Below are 17,037 nucleotides of genomic sequence, written 5' to 3'. Positions count from 1 at the left end.
CGTACGCTTTCGGCCGCTATCACGGTTCCGACCCCGGCACTCCCTGCGGTCGAGCGGGCTCGTCGTTCGGCCGTATTCACTTCTCGGGCGTACTCCGGTCAGTCATCCGTCGCTATCAGCCCACCGTCGCGCTCGTTCGACGGCCGGTCGACGGTAACCGAAAACCCGCCGTCCTCGATCGAGATACCCACGTGCTCGAAGTCCCGTTCGTAGACGTTACACCGTCCGTACCCCGGCTTGAGGATATTCCGCTCGCGAACCAGTCCTGCCCGCTTGAGCACGTCGAGCTTCCGATACACCGTCGAGCTCGGGATGTCGCAGTCCTCGGCGACGTCGGCGGCCGTCCGCGGCTTCGTGAGCGTAGCCAGGATCCGCCGGTTGGTTTCGTCGCTCAACGCGTCCAGGAGCTGATCGGTGGGATCCGTTTCGTCAGGTTCCCCGTCCCCGCTACTCATGATCCAACGAGTTCGTGCAGGCGAACGACCGCACTCCTGTAGGTTCTCCCGTACCGTCCAGTGTACCCCCGTCCCGATTCAAAAGCCGTCTCACTACACGTAGTAGTACCTCGGGAAACTAATCGAACGGGTTGTCGTAGGACAACTTCTCGATACTGTACGACTGGAGCCATCATCTGGGGGTCTCCGAGTGGATTACGTGGGGTTCGACTCGTCCTGTTCTCCGCGCGTATCGTGGTCGCTGCACACGTCGAACTGATACTGCACCGAACTCGAAAACGGGCCGGCGAGTTCGAGTGCTCCCGGCAGCCCACCGCTATCGGGGTCCGGAGGTTAGTCGTCGGCGACGGCGCTCTCCTCGGTGGCCGCACAGCGGTTCGGGCCGAGTTCGAGCTCGGTCTCCTCGTCGGCGTCTTCGGGTTCGTACTCGCCGGCGTTGGTCGCGATCACTCGCTCGTAGTTCGGCGGCTTCGACGGCAGGTTCTCGAACATGTGGTCGACGAACTCGTCCTCGGGGAGGCGGAGGATCTCGTTGTTCTCCCAGATGTAGCCGACCGTGGAGAACATCGGCTGCCCCGGCGTCACGTCGACGTACTCGCCGTCGTCGGTGACCGAGAAGTGTCCGGGCAGGATCTTCACGTCGTTGGGCTCGGTCATGATCGTCCGGTGGAGCGTCTCGTACTGGATACGGGCGCCGTCGCGGGCGTCGGCGTCGGCGAACTGCAGCTCGGTACGACCGATGGACTCGACGAACAGGGTGTCGCCCGTCAGCAGCGCTTCGTCGTCGACCAAGTAGGAGGTCATCCCGGTCGTGTGGCCGGGCGTGTGGACCGCCTTGATCTCCACGTCGCCGAGTTCGACGGCGTCGTTCGGCTCGATCGGGTCGAACTCGAACTCGGGGTCCCGCGTCTCGGCGGGTGCCCCGAGGTGGTAGGGCACGCCGAGCCGGTCGGCCAGCCGCCGGCCGCCCGAGATGTGGTCGGCGTGGATGTGCGTGTCGAGGATGCGGGTGATCTCCAGGCCACGCTCTGCGGCGGCGTCGAGGAACGCGTCGGTCGCCCGGGTCACGTCGACGAGGGCGGCTTCGCCGGCCCGCTTCGAGCCGACGAGGTAGCCGAGACAGCCCTTCGACCGCCGCTGGAGCTGGACGACGACGAGGTCGTCGTTCTCGGTGGCGATCGGGACCTCGTCGTACACCATGCTCCAGGCCTCCATGCCGCCCTCGACGGATTTGGCCTCAGAAACGTACCCCTCGTCCTCGAGGAACTGGGCGAACTTGCCCGCGGAGTTCCCCGTCGCACAGATCGTCACGACGGTGTCGTCGTCGCCGATCACGTCGGGGTCGAGGTCGCCGACGAGCTCGTCGTCGTCGCCGGAGTACTCCACGTTTCGCGCCTCCGCGATGTGCCAGTCCTCGAAGCTGTCGGGCGATCGCGTGTCGAAGAGGACGAACTCCTCGTCCGCGTCGATCATGTCGCGCAATCGTTCTGCCGTGATTGTCTCGACCATCGTCGTTGTATTGCACGATACGTGCACGTATAACCGTTCAACCGATGAAAATAATGTACCGCAAGCGCGGTAGGTCGCGTTCCAAATCGAAAATATATCCGCTACTTCGGGACGGCCCGACGCCAGACGTGGTGGTTATTCGAGTGTTTCTACGCACGCGAGAGGGGTCGTCTGGCTAACACCGTGTTTATTACCGTCGCCACGTAATATTGGTCGACAAATGCAATTCTCCGATGCCGAGGACGCGCTCGAGGATCTCCCCCCGAGCGCCAAGTTCATCTTCAAGGAGCTGACTCGAGAGGGGCCGATGACGCTGAAGGGGATCACCGAAACGACGCTGCTGGGGTCGAGGACCGCCCGGTACGGGCTCGAGAAACTGCAGGAGGCAGAACTCGTCGAGAGCTCGCCCGCCATCCACGACGGCCGACAGACCTGTTACAGTATCCGGGCGCGGTCGATGGGGGACGACCGGACCGGATACCCCGAACGGCTACTCGTGAGTCCGGAGGCCGCCAGGGATCGGCTCTCGGAGTTCGAGACGGACGACCCCGAGTTCCGGCTCGTCGAAGTGTCGTCGACGTACGACGAGGGCCACGTTCCGGGGGCGGTGGAACTCGACCCGGAGCGGGACTTCAGCGCCGGCGGCGGTCGAACGGTTCCGAGCGCTGAACGCCTCGCCTCGATCCTCGGCGAGCGGGGGATCACGGCCGACAGCACGGTCGTACTCTACAGCGACGGCGTCAACGCGTTCGCCGCGTTCGTCTACTGGGTGCTGAAACACTACCGGCACCGGGACGTCCGCCTCTTGGATGGTGGCAAGCGGTACTGGACGGCGAACGACTACCGGACGACCAAGCGGGAGCCGGAGGTCACCCCCGTCGAGTACGACGTGCAGCCGCGGAACGACGGGATCCGGGCGTACCGTGACGACGTACAGGACGCCCTCTCGACGGACGTCACGCTCGTCGACGTCCGGTCGCCCGAGGAGTACCGCGGGGAGACCAGCGTCCCCGCGCGGGCGTCCGGCCACATCCCGCGGACGGTCAACGTCGAGTGGACGAGCGTCGTCCAGGAGAGCGGTCGGTTCGAGCACCGGGAGGCGCTCGAACAGCCGTTCGTCGACGCCGGCGTCGACGAGGAGGACGAGATCATCCTCTACTGTAACGTCGGCGAGCGGTCCGGGCTCGTCTGGTTCGCGCTCTCGGAGCTGCTCGGCTACCCGCACGTCCGGAACTACGACGGCTCCTGGACCGAGTGGGGGAACCTGGTCGACGCCCCGGTCGAGACGCCCGAGCAGGACCGGGACTGAGCCCGGTCGTCGAGTCCGGGAAATTTTTGTGGCTACCTCTCTGTTTGACCGTCAGATCACGCGATATTGACTTTTCCGAAGGAGACAGAGGTTCCTACGCCGTATCTCGATTCGGTATGGACCACATAGTGGTGCTCGGTGCGGGAGTCGGGGGCGCGATGAGTGCGAACATGCTCGATCGCCGCCTCGACGACGACACGCGGATCACCGTCGTCGACAAGAGCGCAGAACACGCCTACCAGCCGTCGTACTACCTGTTGCCGTTCGGGTACATGGAACCGGAAGACCAGTTCCGCGACGTCCGGGAGATCATGCGCCCCGGTGTCGAGTTCGTCGAGGACGAGGTAACCGGCGTCGACCCCGACGCGAAGACGGTCGACCTCTCGGCGGAGAGCCTCTCCTACGACTACCTGATCGCCGGCCTGGGCAATCGACTCGGCGGCGAGTCGACGCCGGGAATGATGGAGGGGTGGGAGGAGACCGATTCGGTGTTCCCGTTCTACTACTTCGAGGCGGCGATGGACATGCGGGAGGGGCTGGCGGAGTTCGACGGCGGCACGTTCGTCGTCACCGTCCCGGACACGCCGTTCAAGTGCGGGGGGGCGCCGCTGAAGATGACGATGCTCGCCGAGGACTACTTCCGGCGGCAGGGGATCCGCGACGACGTCGACGTCGTGATGACCAAGCCCGGCGACGCCGTCTTCGGCGTCTCCCCGTACCGCGAGAAGCTCGAGGAGATCTGGGCGGAGCGGGACATCGAGTTCCGGGGCAACTTCACGGTCGACGAGATCGACTACGAGGCCCAGGAGATCCACTCCGAGGAGGGTGAGACCCAGGAGTACGACTTCTACGCGCCCGTCCCGCCCCAGTTCGGCCAGCCCGCGCTGACCGAGAACTCGCCACTGACCGAGGGCGACGACGAACACGGCGGCGAGTACGTCACCGTCGACGAGAACACGATGCAGCACACCGAGTACCCGGACGTCTTCGGGATCGGTGACGCCGGCGACACGCCGAACGCGAAGACCGCGGCCGCGGCGCGGAAGCAGGCCCACGTCGTCGTCGACAACCTCGTCGCCCACATGAACGACGGGCGGATGACCGCCGAGTACCACGGCTACGCCGCCTGCCCCCTCCTGACGAAGAAGGGGAAGGCGATGATCGCCGAGTTCGACTACGAGGACAGCATCTCGGCGCCCGTCGAGAGCCGGGCGAACTGGATCCTCGACATCAACGTCCTGCCGAGCGTCTACTGGAACGCGTGGCTCCGCGGCTACGACCCCCTTCCCTGATCATGGCCAGCGACGAACACACAGCAGACACGACGATGTCGCTCGAGGACGACGCCGAGCTCGCTCGCGTCGTCGAGCAGAACGACGCCGAACTGGCCGAGCTGCTCCGGCTCCTGCTGACGGCCGAGGATCTCGCGGGCGACCTCACCCCCGAACTCCGGGAGGCCGTCCACGAGAGCCGGGAGCCCCTCGGTGAGCTCCGGCTGGCGTTCGAGCGCGAGGAGACGCTGACGCTCCTCACGAAAGTCGGCAACGAGGCCGACACGCTCGTCGAGCTCCTCGACGTCCTCGCGGTGTCGAAGGACCTCACGGACGACCTCGTGCCCGAACTGCTCGTCGCCGTCCGGGAGAACCGGGAGACGATCGAGCGGCTCCGCGGCTCGCTCGAGGACGAGCAGACGCTGATCCTGCTCGAACGACTCGGCGACAACGCCGAGACGCTGACGGAGCTGCTCGACCTCCTCGACGCGACGCACGATCTGGCGACCGAGCTCACGCCGGAGCTCCAGGAGGTCGCTCAGGACAATCGCGACCTGATCCGCGAGTTCCGGATGGCCGTCGCGGGCTTCAGCGACGTGCACGGCGAGCAGGACGTCGACATGTACCAGCTCGGCCGGAACGCGGGCAACATGGTTACCACCATGGAGACGCTCGGCGATCCGGTGGTCACCGACGCCGTCGACGCCACCGTCGAGGGGTTCACGCAGGAGGACCCGAAGCCGGTCGGCTTCTTCGGGCTCGTCGGCGCACTGTTCGACGCCGACGTCCGGCGCGCGCTCGGTCGACTGGTCGCAGCCCTGCGGGCGCTCGGGCAGGCCGATCTTGGTGAGGACTGAGCGCGCCCGTCCTCGTCCGCTGTTGGGGAAAAGATCCCCGAACCATGGAGAATTCTTTGGCGAACCCGAAAATATAGTTCGTATATTCCTCCTTTAACGCCTGTGTCCCCCATGTCGAGTTGCAATGAGCGAGCCTCGAGAGAGCGCAGACGGCGGCGTCACGGCACCGGGCATCGGCGACGAGTTCCCCGAACTCAGTTTGGAGACGAGTCAGGGTGAGCTGTCGCTCCCCGGCGACTACGAGGGGTCGTGGCTCGTGCTGTTCAGCCACCCCGGGGACTTCACGCCGGTGTGTACCTCCGAGTTCGTCGCCTTCGAACAGCGCCGCGAGGAGTTCGAGGAGCTGAACGCCGAACTGCTCGGCCTCTCCGTCGACCGCGTCCACTCCCACATCAAGTGGACCGAGTGGATCGGCGAGAACCTCGGCGTCGACATCGAGTTCCCGATCATCGCCGACGATCAGGGGACCGTCGCCGAAACGCTCGGGATGATCCACCCGGGTGCGGGCACCGCGACCGTCCGGAGCGTGTTCTCGTCGACCCGTCGGGCACCGTCAGGCTCGTGCTGACGTACCCGATGGAGATCGGCCGGAACATCGACGAGATCCTCCGGTCGCTGCGCGCGCTGCAGCGGAGTGACGAGGAGGACGGCGTCGCGGTCCCCGCCGACTGGCCCGAGAACGAGGTGTTCGGCGACCGCGTCCTCCTCTCGCCGCCCGGCACCGTCGACGAAGCCGAGTCACGGACGGCCGAGGCCGAGGCGGCGGGGGAGATGGAAGCGTACGACTGGTGGTTCGTGACGCGGTCCGAATAGCGCGCCACTCGGGGGACCGCCCGGCCGACCACCCGCGGAACTTACTCACAACACATGATCGACCCAGTCATCGCCAGCAGACTCCAGTTCGCGGTGACGACGATCGTCCACATCATCTTTCCAGTGATGAGCATGGGGCTCGCGCCCTTCCTGATCTACTTCACCTGGAAAGAGATTCGGACGGAGGAACAGGTGTACCGACAGCTGCGCGAGTTCTGGACGAAGCTGTTCGCCGTCAGCTTCGTCGTCGGAACCGTGACGGGGATCGTCCTCGAGTTCGAGTTCGGGACGAACTTCGCGGCGTTCTCCACTGCGGCCGGCGAGCTGTTCGGGGGCCCACTCGCGGTCGAAGGGATGATGGCGTTCATGCTGGAGGCGACGTTCCTCGGCATCTTCGTCTTCGGCCGCGAGCGCGTGACCGACCGGCTGTACATGCTCTCGAGCGTGCTCGTCGGCCTCGGGACGTGGCTGTCGGCGCTCTGGATCCTGATCGCCAACTCCTGGATGCAGACGCCGCGGGGGTTCGAGACGGTGATGGAGAGCGGCCAGCCGGTCGTCATGCTCGTCGACCCGATCGCGGCCTACGCGAACCCGCGGTTCCCGTGGATGTACGTCCACATGCAGAACGCGGCGGTGCTCTCGGTCGCGCTGTTCATGGCCGGCGTCGCCGCTTACTTCGTCTGGATGAACCGCGACACGGAGTTCTGGCGCAAGACGATGAAGATCGCCCTCGCCGTGTTGCTGATCTCTGCCCCGTTCCAGGCGATCCACGGCGACGCGTACGGCCGGCACGTCGCCGACACCCAGCCACAGAAGTTCGCGGCCATGGAGGCACAGTACGACACCGAGTCCTCGGTCGGACTGAAGCTACTGGCGTTCCCCACCAGTTTCTCGGACATCACCGACCCGCGTGCGGAGAACCTCTACGTTGTCGAACTCCCGTTCGTCGCGTCGATCCTGGCCAGCGGGGGTGATCCGGGCGCCTCCATCACCGGCTTGAACGACATCTCGACCGAGAACCCGCCGGTCGCCATCGTCTTCTGGGCGTTCCGTGCGATGGTCGGCCTCGGGATGTGGTTCATCCTGCTGGCGTTCTGGGGCGGCGTCCGGTGGTACCAGGGCCGGCTGTTCGACGACGACCTGCTCGCGAAGGCGCTGGTCGCCTCGTCGCTGCTCGGCATCTTCACCGTCGAACTGGGGTGGATCGTCACCGAGGTCGGTCGCCAGCCGTGGGTGATCCAGGGGGTGATGAAGACCAGCGCCGGCGTCTCCCCCGGGCTCACCGGCGCCGAGGCGCTCACCACGCTCGTCGGCTTCGTCGGGGTGTACTCCGCGCTGCTGGTGCTCTACAGCTACGTCGTGACGCGTCTGATCCGCGAGGAAGCACCCACCCGTCCCGCGACGCCGACGGACGACGACACCAGGGGGGTGACGGTTCCGAACGATGATTGAGCCCCTGCCGCTGTCGACGCTCGCCGAGGGGCCGCTGTTCGGCCTCCCGCTGACACAGCTCTGGTTCGGACTGCTGTTCGTCGTGTTGGGGACGTTCCTGTTCCTCGACGGGTTCGACTTCGGGGTCGGCGCGCTGTTCGCCACGCGCGACGACGACCACGAACGCGAGCAGCTACTGTCGGCGATCGGCCCGTTCTGGGACGGTAACGAGGTGTGGCTCGTCGTGTTCGGCGGGCTCCTCTTCGCGGTGTTCCCGGTCGTGTACGCCAACCTGTTCAGCCGGCACTACCTGCTGATGTTCGCGATCCTCGGGTCGCTCATCCTGCGCGGGCTGGCGCCGGAGATGTACGAACAGCGCCACGACCGGCGGTGGCAGCGGAACTGGGGCCGGGCGTTCGTCGCGGGCAGCCTCGCCGCCCCCTTTACCCTCGGCGTGTTTGTGGGCAACTGGCTGTTCGGGGTGCAGGGCGTCGCCTCCGCAGCGAGCCTGACGATCGGGCTGGCCGTCGTCGCCCTCACCGTCGTCGACGGCGCCGCGTTCCTCGGGCTGAAAACCCGCGGGAACCTCCGGGCGGAGACGCGCCTGCTCGGCCACCTGGCCCAGGCCGCCTACCTCGTCCTCGCGGTCGTCGGCCTCCTGCTCGGGCGTTCGGTGCCCCACGTCGACGTGACCGCGCCGACGACGCTCGCGCTGCTCGGCCTGACGGTCGTGCTCGCTGCCGTCTACGTCGGCGCCAGCCGCCGGGGGCGACACTACGTCGCGTTCGCCGCCGTCGCCGGGCAGGTGTACGGGCTCGTGGCGCTGGTGGCGACGCTGCTCTACCCGTCTATCGACCCCGCGGCGGGGCTCACCGCCGAGGCCGCGATCGTGTCGACGCTCCCGCTCAACCTGACCAGCATCGGGACGGCGCTGCTGCTCCCGCTGGTCGCGGTGTACTTCGTGGTTCTCTACTCGGCGTTCGACGGCCCGGTCGACGAGCCCGACGCCTACAGCTGAGGCCGCGCTCACGGGCTTTTCTCACGCTAGATCGGAACCCACAGCCGCGACCCGGAGACCGAACGATCGGCGTATCGCCGAGGCTCGCCCGGTCAGGGTCGGTGCCACTTGCGGTAGAACCCGCCCGCGAACAGCGACAGCAGCGCGCCGATCGTGACGTTTCTCGCGAGGTCGCCGACACTCCCGGTCAGCGAGAACTGCAGCAGGCCGACGCCGACGAGGAACGCGATCACGACGGCCGCGAGGACGAGCATCCACGTCGCCGCGTCGGGTGACGCCACGTCCGCCGTCACGGCGGCGTCGCGTTCGGCGAGAGGTCGATCCCCGCCAGGAGGAGCCCAGCCACGACGAGCAGGGTCAGCCCGAGCGCCGTCACGACGTCACCCAGACTGAACACCCAGATCGCGGCGAGAGTGCTCACGATGGCCGTGATCGCCCCAGTAACGAGCAGGGGGCTACCGGACGGATCGAGGTCGACGGTGGGAACCATACAGTCAGCAGTAGGCGCCGAACGAGCATATACTCGCAGTTCACCGAAATCGTCTCCGTCATCCACTCGGAACACCGAGATAGCGGAAAATCTGTGGGCGGAAGTCGCCAGTTCGGCCCGGCTCGGTCGGACGGTCGAACGGACTCGCGTCGCACCCGCCGTCGACGGCGACCGCGCGGGATCGCCACGCCCCGGGAATTGGCTTACCCTTTTAGCACTGCTCGCCGTCAACTATCGACCATATGGACTCTGACCAGGACGCGATCCCCGCGGACATCGACATCGCCCGGAACGCCGACCGACGGTCGATCGAGTCGGTCGGGTCGGACCTCGGGCTCGACGCCGCCGATCTCGAACGCCGCGGCAACGAGGTCGCGAAACTGACGTGGGACGCCATCCACGGCGCGATGGACGAGCCGGCCGACGGCAACCTCGTGCTCGTGACGGCGATGACGCCGACGCGGCGCGGCGCGGGGAAGACCGTCACCACGGTCGGCCTCGGCCAGGCGTTCAACCAGCTCGGCGAGACGAGCGTCGTCGCCGTCCGCGAGCCCTCTCTCGGCCCCGTCTTCGGGATCAAGGGCGGCGCCGCCGGCGGCGGCTACAGTCAGGTGCTCCCGATGGAGGAGATCAACCTCCACTTCACGGGCGACATCCACGCCGTCACCTCGGCGCACAACCTGATCTCGGCGATGGTCGACGCCCACCGCCACCACGGCAACGAGCTCGGCATCGACCCAGACCGCGTCGTCTGGCCGCGGGTGCTGGACATGAACGACCGCGCGCTCCGGGAGACCGTCGCCGGGCTCGGCGGCACCGCGAGCGGGCCGCCCCGGGAGGACGGGTTCTCGATCACCGCCGCCTCCGAGTTGATGGCGGTGCTCTGTCTCGCGACCGACGTGAGCGACCTCCGGGAGCGCGTGAGCCGGATCATCGTCGCCTACGACACCGAGGGCGACCCCGTCACCGTCGCCGACCTCGACGTGGCCGGCTCGGTCGCGGCGCTGTTGAAAGACGCCCTGCGGCCGAACCTCGTCCAGACGATCGAGGGGACGCCCGCGTTCGTCCACGGCGGTCCGTTCGCCAACATCGCCACGGGGACGAACTCCATCCTCGCGGACAAGATCGGACTCGGGCTCGGCGACTACGTCGTCACCGAGGCGGGGTTCGGCGCCGACCTCGGCGCCGAGAAGTTCGTCGACGTCGTCTCCCGGGAGGGCGTCGAACCCGACGCGACCGTCGTCGTCGCCACCGTCGACGCGCTGCAGAAACACGGCGGGATCGAGCAGGACGAGTCCGACCCGATGGCCGCGCTCCGTGACGGGTTCGCGAACCTCGATCACCACGTCTCGGTGCTCCGGTCGATGGGGCTGCCGGTCGTCGTCGCGATCAACCGTTTCCCCGACGACACCGACGCCGAGATTCAGGCGGTTCTGGACCACTGTGCCGAGGAGCAGATCCCTGCGGCCGTCTCGACGCTACACGCCGACGGCGGCGAGGGCGGGACCGACGTGGCCCGGCTGGTGACCGAGGCGGTCGAGTCGGGCGGCAGCGACCTCCAGCGCGTGTACGACCTCGACGCGTCGCTCCCGGAGAAGATCCGGGCGGTCGCGACGCAGGTGTACGGCGCCGACGACGTGGAGTTCACGTCGGCGCCCGCGACGACATCGAGCGCATCGAGGCCCAGGGGCTCGACGACATGCCGGTCTGCATCTCCAAGACGCCCAGTTCGCTGTCGGACGATCCCGGGAAGATCGGCGTCCCGGAGGACTGGACGCTCACGGTGACGGAGCTCTCGCCTTCCGCCGGCGCCGGCTTCGTGGTCGTGCTCACGGGCGACGTGCTGACCATGCCGGGGCTCCCGTCGGACCCGGCCGCGGCCCACATCGACGTCGACGAGGACGGGTCGATTACCGGGCTGTTCTAGGGGCCGAACAACCCTTTCCGCGAGAGTTCAGGAAGGCGCTGTGGAAATCCTCGTGGGCGAACTAGTTCCAGCGCAGATTGGGAGGTGCAGTATGCCTCTCTCAAGTGACGAGCTTCTCGGCTGGGTGTGCCACGCTCGCAGCCCACCGTACCGCCTGGTTCTCCACAGATCGGGTTTGACCAATCCAACTTCACCAGCGCCGTTGAAGTAAATCACACCGGGATGGGTCCCTTAGCTGTTCTCGTATGTCGACCCCGACCAGCGCCAGCGTACAGTTGATTCGCCACGCGACGCTCCTCCTGGACGTTGGTGACACGACGTTCCTCGTCGATCCGATGTTCGCGGAACCGGGTGACAATCCACCCATTCCGAACACGCCGAACGATCGGCGCAACCCACTCGTGCCGATGCCCGATGTCGAGTTGTCCTTCGACGCCGTCGTCGTCACGCACCGCCACGTCGATCACTTCGACGAGGCAGCCAAAGCTGCGCTCGACGCCGACGTGCCGCTGTTCTGCCAGACCGAAGAGGCCGAGGCGTTCGTCGAGGAGGGCTTTACGGACGTGCGCGGGGTCGACGACGAGGCCTCGTTCGAAGGGGTCACAATTCACCGGACCCCCGGTCGCCACGGCCACGACGAGTTAGCCGAGGAGATGGGGCCGGTCTCCGGGTTCGTGTTCGAGGCCGACGAGACGGTGTACGTCGCGGGTGATACGATCTGGTACGACCCGGTTGCCGAGACACTGGATCGGTTCGAACCGGATATGGTTGTCCTCAATGGTGGGGAAGCACGCTTCGAGCAGGGTGCGCCCATCACGATGGGTATCGACGATATCTCGGCGGTCCGTGACGCGACCGATGCCACGGTCGTCGTCGTCCACATGGACGCCATCAACCACTGCTTGCTTTCTCGTGACGACCTACGGGCAGCGATCGCGGACGTACACGTCCCCGACGACGGAGCACAGGTCAGCCTCTAGGGGAGGGAGTTTCCACCTGTGACTCCCGGCAGTAGCCTCGGCGGCCAGCTACACGGTGCCCCGCCAATCGGCGCCGACCCCAGTCAGGCGACGCAGATCGAGACGAGAACGACTGCGTTCATCGTCGCCATCTGCACGGCGATGAACGGATGACGTAGCTGTTCGAACGAACGGGGGCCATCAGAGATTGAACTACCACTTCGCTTTCAACTGCGACTACTCTCGCTCGCGACGTGATCGGCGTCCAGCCGTCAGTTCGAGACGGGTGATTCCAGGATTCCAAACAGTATTGGTGCCCGCACTACATCCCGAACGGCTCGTCGTATCTACCCCCAACAGTATTGGACGCACGCTCAACAACGGGGATCCCGTATCCCGACGTGTATGTCGACAATCGCCGCAGGCGTGAACGGAGGTGCTTAGCCGTGCGTAGTACCGACGAGTGGCTTCCGGCACCCCTCGACGTGGGGGCGAACGAGGACGCACAACGGGTCTCGAACACCGGATTATCCGGCGACCGTGCGGCGACTGCGGCCGTGCGAGGTGACGCCTGATGGATGGCGCCGTCGTAGACGGTGCGGCCCGAACGAGCTCGCGGACGCGCCGACGAGCGTTGTCGTCGGCAACGACGGTGAGCAGCGTGCGATCGACGCCGCCACCTTCGCCGACGAATCGACCGTCACCCGGGAGTACACGATCCGCTGTGCGACCGGGCAGCGGACGACCGCCACCTGGACCGGCGTGCCGGTGACCGAGCTGCTGGATCTCGTCGACGCCTCGGCGGAGACGACGCACTTCCGGATCGAGAGCGACGACGGCTACGCGATCTGTGTCCCGGTCGCCGACGCGCTCGACGGGGTCGTCGCGTTCGAACGCGACGGCGAACAGCTCCGGCAGACGCGACCGTACGCGCTGCGGTTCCTCGCAGGCGATATCGACGGCGAGCGACTGGTGAAGGGGATCCACCGGATCGACCTGCTCAGCCTCCCGGCCGACGCTGATCCGGACCGGTACGAGACAGTGACCCTCGACAACCCCGAGTACGAATGAGCGACGAGCAGCACCGGGACGACCGTCGGTCCGTGTCGGTCACGCCCATCGTGCTCGCCGGCGGCGGGAGTGAGCGCTTCGGGCCCGAGCCGAAGTCGCTGGCGACGGTCCAGGATCAGCCGATGATCGCTCGCATCGTCGACACGGTGCGGGCCGCGACCGGTCGGACGCCGGTCGTCGCCGTCGGCGATCCGGAGAAGCAGTCCGTCGTCGACCCGGCGCTCTCGCCGCCAGTTCGCTACCGGTACGACGTCGAGTGGGGACGCGGCCCGCTCGCGGGGATCGCGGGGGCGATCAGTGCGGTCGAGTCGGACGCCGTGTTCGTCTGCGGATGCGATATGCCACAGCTCGATCCCACTGCGGTCGAGTGGCTCGTCGACGAGTACGCACGTCGACCCGCCGACGCGATCATCCCGGCGGACGACGCCGGTCACCACCCCTTGCACGCGGTGTACGACACCCGGGCGCTGCAACGGTACTGTTCGCAGCAACCGTCGGACCTCCGCCTGCAGCGACTCGTATCCGAACTCGACGCGACGGTCGTTCAGGATCAGGACGCCCCCGACCGCGTTCCGCTGACCCGTTCGGTCTCGAACACGAACACGCGGGCCGAACTGTGTGCCGCGCGAACGCGGATCGGCGACTGAGAGCGTTTCTCACTGGGCAGTGAAACCTCGTACCGGCGAGTGTGACTCAGCGGGGCGTCGGTCACCCCACTACGTGGCTACTGTGCCGTCGAACAGTGCCTCGAAGAGCTTCCGCTCCGCCGCCCGAAGGTGCTGGGTAAACGTCGTCTGTGAGATATCCATCATCGACGCCACTTCCTCCCCGCTGTGCTCTCGGGGCCAATCGAAGAACCCGGCGAAATGAGCGGTCCGCGCTGCCTCTCGTTGTCGCTCCGTCAACGCAGCTGTGAGCTGTTTTCGGAAGGCGGCTTCAGTCTGCACCTCCCGCTCGTGCTCTCGCTGTGCGATCAGCGTCAACCCATCGTAGGTCGTCCGAAGCGCGTTGACGACGCTTCGAATATCGTTCGAACTGGCCACCTGTGCGACCAGATTCCCGGTGGTTCCAGTGATCGAGAACGACTCGATGCTCACCCCGTACTGAGCCAACGTCGTGACGATCGACGGTTGCTCGACCGAAAGCCGGTAAAGCGCCGTGTCCTCGTACGTGTGAACGTGCTCGACGGTACCGATTGCCTCGGAACCGGCCGCGTACTCGGTGACGGCATCCGGCTCGGCCTCGGTCACGGTAACGTACTGGACTGGGTTCTCGTCGCCGTCGTCGACGACGTCCTCTACGGTGACCGTACAATCGAGCTGTGCCGCCATCGTTGCGAGCGGCTCGTCGACGTCCGTCAACCGGAACTCCAGTTCGGTTACGCTGTCGGAGATGAGTGTCTGCTTGCTCTCGACGGCGCTGATTGCGTCGGCGATCGTTTGCCCGAGTTCGACGAACACGTCCCGTTCGATCAGGTCGAACGCGTGTGGGTCGCTGGTGACGACGCCGAGGACGCCGTACTCCGCCTCGTGGTAGGTGAGCGGCACGACGACGCACCGTCTGTTGTCGACTGTCTCCAACTCGTCGCCCTCCACGTCGGTGAACACCGGGTTCTGGTCCTCCAGCGCTTGCTCGACGGGTGTCGGATCCGCCTTACACATCGCTTCGACGTGGTTCTCGACCGATCCGATATCGCTGCCGGCCCAGGAGTTCGGGCTAACTGTGCCGTCGACGAGCCCTTGGCTACCGATCCATGCCACGTCGAAGAGGTCCGACGAAGCGAACTGCTCACAGACGGCGGCCTCGATCTCGCCCCGTGTCGAGGCGGCGACGAGTTCGCGGTTGATATCGCGAAGCACTTGGTTGGTGTTGTTCAGTACCGTCAAGCGCTTGTTCTGGTCCTCGATACGCATTTCGTGCTCCTTTCGTTCGGTGATATCGCGCTCGATCGCGACGAAGCGATTCACCTCCCCGTCCTCGGTGATCGGCGCGATCGTCGCGTCTATCCAGAGTAGTTCTCCCGATTTTCGGCGGTTCGTCAGCTCACCCTCCCAGACTGATCCTGACGTGATCTGTCCCCAGAGCTCCGCGTAGAAATCGTCGCCGTGTTTCCCGGACTGCCAGAGCCGCGGGTTCTCTCCGATCACTTCGTCCCGCTCGTATCCAGTGACCGATTCGACGGCCGGGTTTGCGTACTCGATAGTGCCGTCGGAGTCGGTGATGAATATGGCGTGGCCGGCGTGTTCGATCGCCTTCCGAAAGCCTGAAGACGCTCGTTTACCGTCCGAAGTCTCGTCTTGAGCTCGTCCTCCTCGGTCACGTACTCCGAGAGATAGTACACGGTCAGCAAGGCGAGCGCGCTCACAACGAGGCCGGGAAGCTCCTCGATCCCGGTGGTCGCGGTCTGTACGGTGAGTACCTGACGAAGGGTCATAAAGGAGAAAAGCAGCGTCAGAAAGCCGAACCGGCGGTCACGGGTCCGGGCGAGTAGTAGAACCGAGTACCCGACGCCGAGCAGCCGCAGAACGATCGAGAGCGCGATGATCCAGTTCATGCCGCTCGCGTCCGACAGTTGGGAGGCCTTCGGAGGAATAGCGTTCGTCCACTTCGACTCGACCAAAGCATAGTCGGAGGTAACTCGGCTCGTCGAATAATCCCTGTGGTCGGTGCCCGGCTTGAGACGCGCCCCGATTTCCCCCCAACCGACCCCGACCCAAACAGTATTGGTACCCGGAACATGGGGTCTTTCTCCGGTTTCGGGCCGGTTCAGAGTATATTGGTATCACCCTCTCCACGGGGGAAGCCGTACGAATACGTGTATGAACCTCAGGACTAACCGGCTGACGCGGGAGCAACTGGTCGTCGAGGCGCCGACCGGTGAGGGGTGGTCGCGATGAGCGCCACGGACGACGACACGCTCCCCGGTATCCCGAACGTCGGGAAGGCCGACCTCGACGCGATGGTGGAGAACGAGCGGCCCGATCCGCGAGAGGAGCTCGCGGACGTCGAGGCTGACACCGACCTCGGCATCGCGATGGCCGAGGACGCACAGCGCGTCGCCCGCGGTGAAATCACCGGCGACGAGTACTGGGAGAAGTACGATGAAGCCGCCGCAGAGGAGTTCGGCGAGGCGTATCTCGAGACACCGAACCCGGCGGTCGACGCCGGCGACCAGACTGTCTCGACGGACACGGCCGAGTCGTTGAGTTGTAGCGTTGGGTCGATGGATGCGGTTGCGACTGAGTCGGCGCAGGTCGACGGCGAAGAGGCCGACGGTGGGATCGGCGCGGGCGACGAGAAGTGGGGGATGGTGATCGACCTCCAGAAATGCGTCGGCTGTGACTCGTGTACGGTCGCGTGTAAGTCCGAGAACCGGACGCCGCCCGGCGTGTCGTACAACGTCGTGATGGAGGAGGAACACGGCGAGTTCCCGAACGTCACGCGGACGAACGTGCCTCGCCCGTGTATGCAGTGCGACAACCCGCCGTGTGTGCAGGTGTGTCCGGTCTCGGCGACGTACAAGATGGACGACGGCGTGGTCAACATCGACTACGACCGCTGTATCGGCTGCCGGTACTGCAACATCGCCTGCCCGTACGGGGCGCGGTACTTCGACTTCGGCGAGAACTACGACGACGAGGTCGACGAGGCCGGCGAACTGACCAGCCCCGAGTACGGCGTCGACCGCGGGCCGCGCGAGGAGGGGAAATCGCCGATCGGGAACATCCGCAAGTGCAGCTTCTGCACCCACCGGTTAGAGCGCGGCGAAGAGCCCGCCTGCGTCGAGACGTGCGTCGGCGACGCCCGGAACATGGGCGACCTCGAGAACCCCGACAGCGACGTCGCACAGATGGCCGACTCGTCACGCGCGTTCCAACTGAAAGAGGACGAGGGGACCGACCCCAACGTCTACTACCTCAAATAGAC

General features: G+C 66.0%; 17 protein-coding genes and 1 pseudogene. 12 read left to right on the top strand and 6 right to left on the bottom strand.

Going from position 1 to position 17,037, the window contains the following annotated elements; translation table 11 throughout:
* Nucleotides 1-98: 98 nt before the first annotated feature.
* Nucleotides 99-455 carry an ArsR/SmtB family transcription factor gene (locus ACP95_RS07145; RefSeq protein WP_049980542.1) on the bottom strand — a complete coding sequence of 119 codons (357 nt, stop codon included), beginning with the start codon at nt 453-455 and terminating at the stop codon, nt 99-101.
* Nucleotides 456-788: 333 nt separating this feature from the next.
* On the bottom strand, nt 789-1,964 hold the full coding sequence (locus tag ACP95_RS07140; protein ID WP_049980541.1) for an MBL fold metallo-hydrolase: 1,176 nt from the start codon (nt 1,962-1,964) through the stop codon (nt 789-791).
* 220 nt (nt 1,965-2,184) lie between these two features.
* Here ACP95_RS07140 and ACP95_RS07135 point away from each other — a divergent pair, with 220 nt between their 5' ends.
* The 7 genes from ACP95_RS07135 (at nt 2,185) to cydB (ending at nt 8,663) form a co-directional block, all read left to right on the top strand.
* Complete coding sequence (locus tag ACP95_RS07135; protein WP_049980540.1) at nt 2,185-3,273, top strand: rhodanese-like domain-containing protein; 1,089 nt, start codon at nt 2,185-2,187, stop codon at nt 3,271-3,273.
* Between the two features lie 116 nt (nt 3,274-3,389).
* Nucleotides 3,390-4,565, top strand: a complete 1,176-nt coding sequence (locus ACP95_RS07130; protein WP_154018485.1) for an NAD(P)/FAD-dependent oxidoreductase — start codon at nt 3,390-3,392, stop codon at nt 4,563-4,565.
* Nucleotides 4,566-4,567: 2 nt separating this feature from the next.
* Nucleotides 4,568-5,401: a DUF1641 domain-containing protein gene (locus ACP95_RS07125; RefSeq protein ID WP_049980539.1), complete on the top strand. Its 834-nt coding sequence runs from the start codon at nt 4,568-4,570 to the stop codon at nt 5,399-5,401.
* A 124-nt stretch (nt 5,402-5,525) separates the two neighbouring features.
* Nucleotides 5,526-5,969 carry a redoxin domain-containing protein gene (locus tag ACP95_RS16080; protein ID WP_202593794.1) on the top strand — a complete coding sequence of 148 codons (444 nt, stop codon included), beginning with the start codon at nt 5,526-5,528 and terminating at the stop codon, nt 5,967-5,969.
* Nucleotides 5,963-6,214 (top strand): hypothetical protein, encoded by a 252-nt coding sequence (locus tag ACP95_RS16075; protein ID WP_202593793.1) that lies wholly within the window; start codon nt 5,963-5,965, stop codon nt 6,212-6,214. Before ACP95_RS16080 ends, ACP95_RS16075 begins: the two co-directional genes overlap by 7 nt.
* Before the next feature lie 54 nt (nt 6,215-6,268).
* A complete protein-coding gene (locus tag ACP95_RS07115) occupies nt 6,269-7,666 on the top strand; it encodes a cytochrome ubiquinol oxidase subunit I (RefSeq protein WP_049980538.1) in 1,398 nt (465 codons plus the stop codon).
* Nucleotides 7,659-8,663, top strand: coding sequence for a cytochrome d ubiquinol oxidase subunit II (gene cydB, locus ACP95_RS07110; RefSeq protein ID WP_049980537.1), 1,005 nt, complete (start codon nt 7,659-7,661; stop codon nt 8,661-8,663). The genes ACP95_RS07115 and cydB overlap by 8 nt, the downstream gene beginning before the upstream one ends.
* 92 nt (nt 8,664-8,755) lie before the next feature.
* On the opposite strand, the gene ACP95_RS07105 is transcribed toward cydB, so the two are convergent.
* A complete protein-coding gene (locus ACP95_RS07105) occupies nt 8,756-8,956 on the bottom strand; it encodes a hypothetical protein (protein ID WP_049980536.1) in 201 nt (66 codons plus the stop codon).
* On the bottom strand, nt 8,953-9,153 hold the full coding sequence (locus tag ACP95_RS07100; protein ID WP_049980535.1) for a hypothetical protein: 201 nt from the start codon (nt 9,151-9,153) through the stop codon (nt 8,953-8,955). The genes ACP95_RS07105 and ACP95_RS07100 overlap by 4 nt, the downstream gene beginning before the upstream one ends.
* Nucleotides 9,154-9,395: 242 nt before the next feature.
* On the opposite strand from ACP95_RS07100, the pseudogene ACP95_RS07095 reads away from it, so the two are divergent.
* From ACP95_RS07095 to mobA, 4 genes and pseudogenes are all read left to right on the top strand, one after another.
* Nucleotides 9,396-11,080: pseudogene (locus tag ACP95_RS07095) on the top strand (formate--tetrahydrofolate ligase).
* 245 nt (nt 11,081-11,325) lie between these two features.
* Complete coding sequence (locus ACP95_RS07090) at nt 11,326-12,060, top strand: MBL fold metallo-hydrolase (protein WP_049980534.1); 735 nt, start codon at nt 11,326-11,328, stop codon at nt 12,058-12,060.
* 543 nt (nt 12,061-12,603) lie between these two features.
* Nucleotides 12,604-13,110 carry a molybdopterin-dependent oxidoreductase gene (locus tag ACP95_RS07085; RefSeq protein WP_237560417.1) on the top strand — a complete coding sequence of 169 codons (507 nt, stop codon included), beginning with the start codon at nt 12,604-12,606 and terminating at the stop codon, nt 13,108-13,110.
* Entirely contained in the window at nt 13,107-13,757 is a 651-nt protein-coding gene (gene mobA / locus ACP95_RS07080) for a molybdenum cofactor guanylyltransferase (RefSeq protein WP_049980533.1), read from the top strand. The genes ACP95_RS07085 and mobA overlap by 4 nt, the downstream gene beginning before the upstream one ends.
* A 69-nt stretch (nt 13,758-13,826) precedes the next feature.
* On the opposite strand, the gene ACP95_RS07075 is transcribed toward mobA, so the two are convergent.
* Together ACP95_RS07075 and ACP95_RS16320 are read right to left on the bottom strand one after the other, a co-directional pair.
* Complete coding sequence (locus ACP95_RS07075; RefSeq protein ID WP_394324970.1) at nt 13,827-15,332, bottom strand: bacterio-opsin activator domain-containing protein; 1,506 nt, start codon at nt 15,330-15,332, stop codon at nt 13,827-13,829.
* The gene (locus ACP95_RS16320) at nt 15,254-15,664 is read right to left on the bottom strand and encodes a hypothetical protein (protein WP_237560416.1); all 411 of its coding nucleotides are present in this window, start codon (nt 15,662-15,664) and stop codon (nt 15,254-15,256) included. Before ACP95_RS16320 ends, ACP95_RS07075 begins: the two co-directional genes overlap by 79 nt.
* Nucleotides 15,665-16,003: 339 nt before the next feature.
* Here ACP95_RS16320 and ACP95_RS07070 point away from each other — a divergent pair, with 339 nt between their 5' ends.
* Complete coding sequence (locus tag ACP95_RS07070) at nt 16,004-17,035, top strand: 4Fe-4S dicluster domain-containing protein (RefSeq protein ID WP_049980532.1); 1,032 nt, start codon at nt 16,004-16,006, stop codon at nt 17,033-17,035.
* The last annotated feature ends 2 nt before the right edge of the window (nt 17,036-17,037 follow it).

Source organism: Halolamina rubra, from assembly GCF_000739555.1.
GTDB lineage: Archaea > Halobacteriota > Halobacteria > Halobacteriales > Haloferacaceae > Halolamina > Halolamina rubra.
The sequence above is the reverse complement of the archived record's forward strand: the minus strand, read 5'-3'. Positions and strand labels throughout refer to the sequence as shown.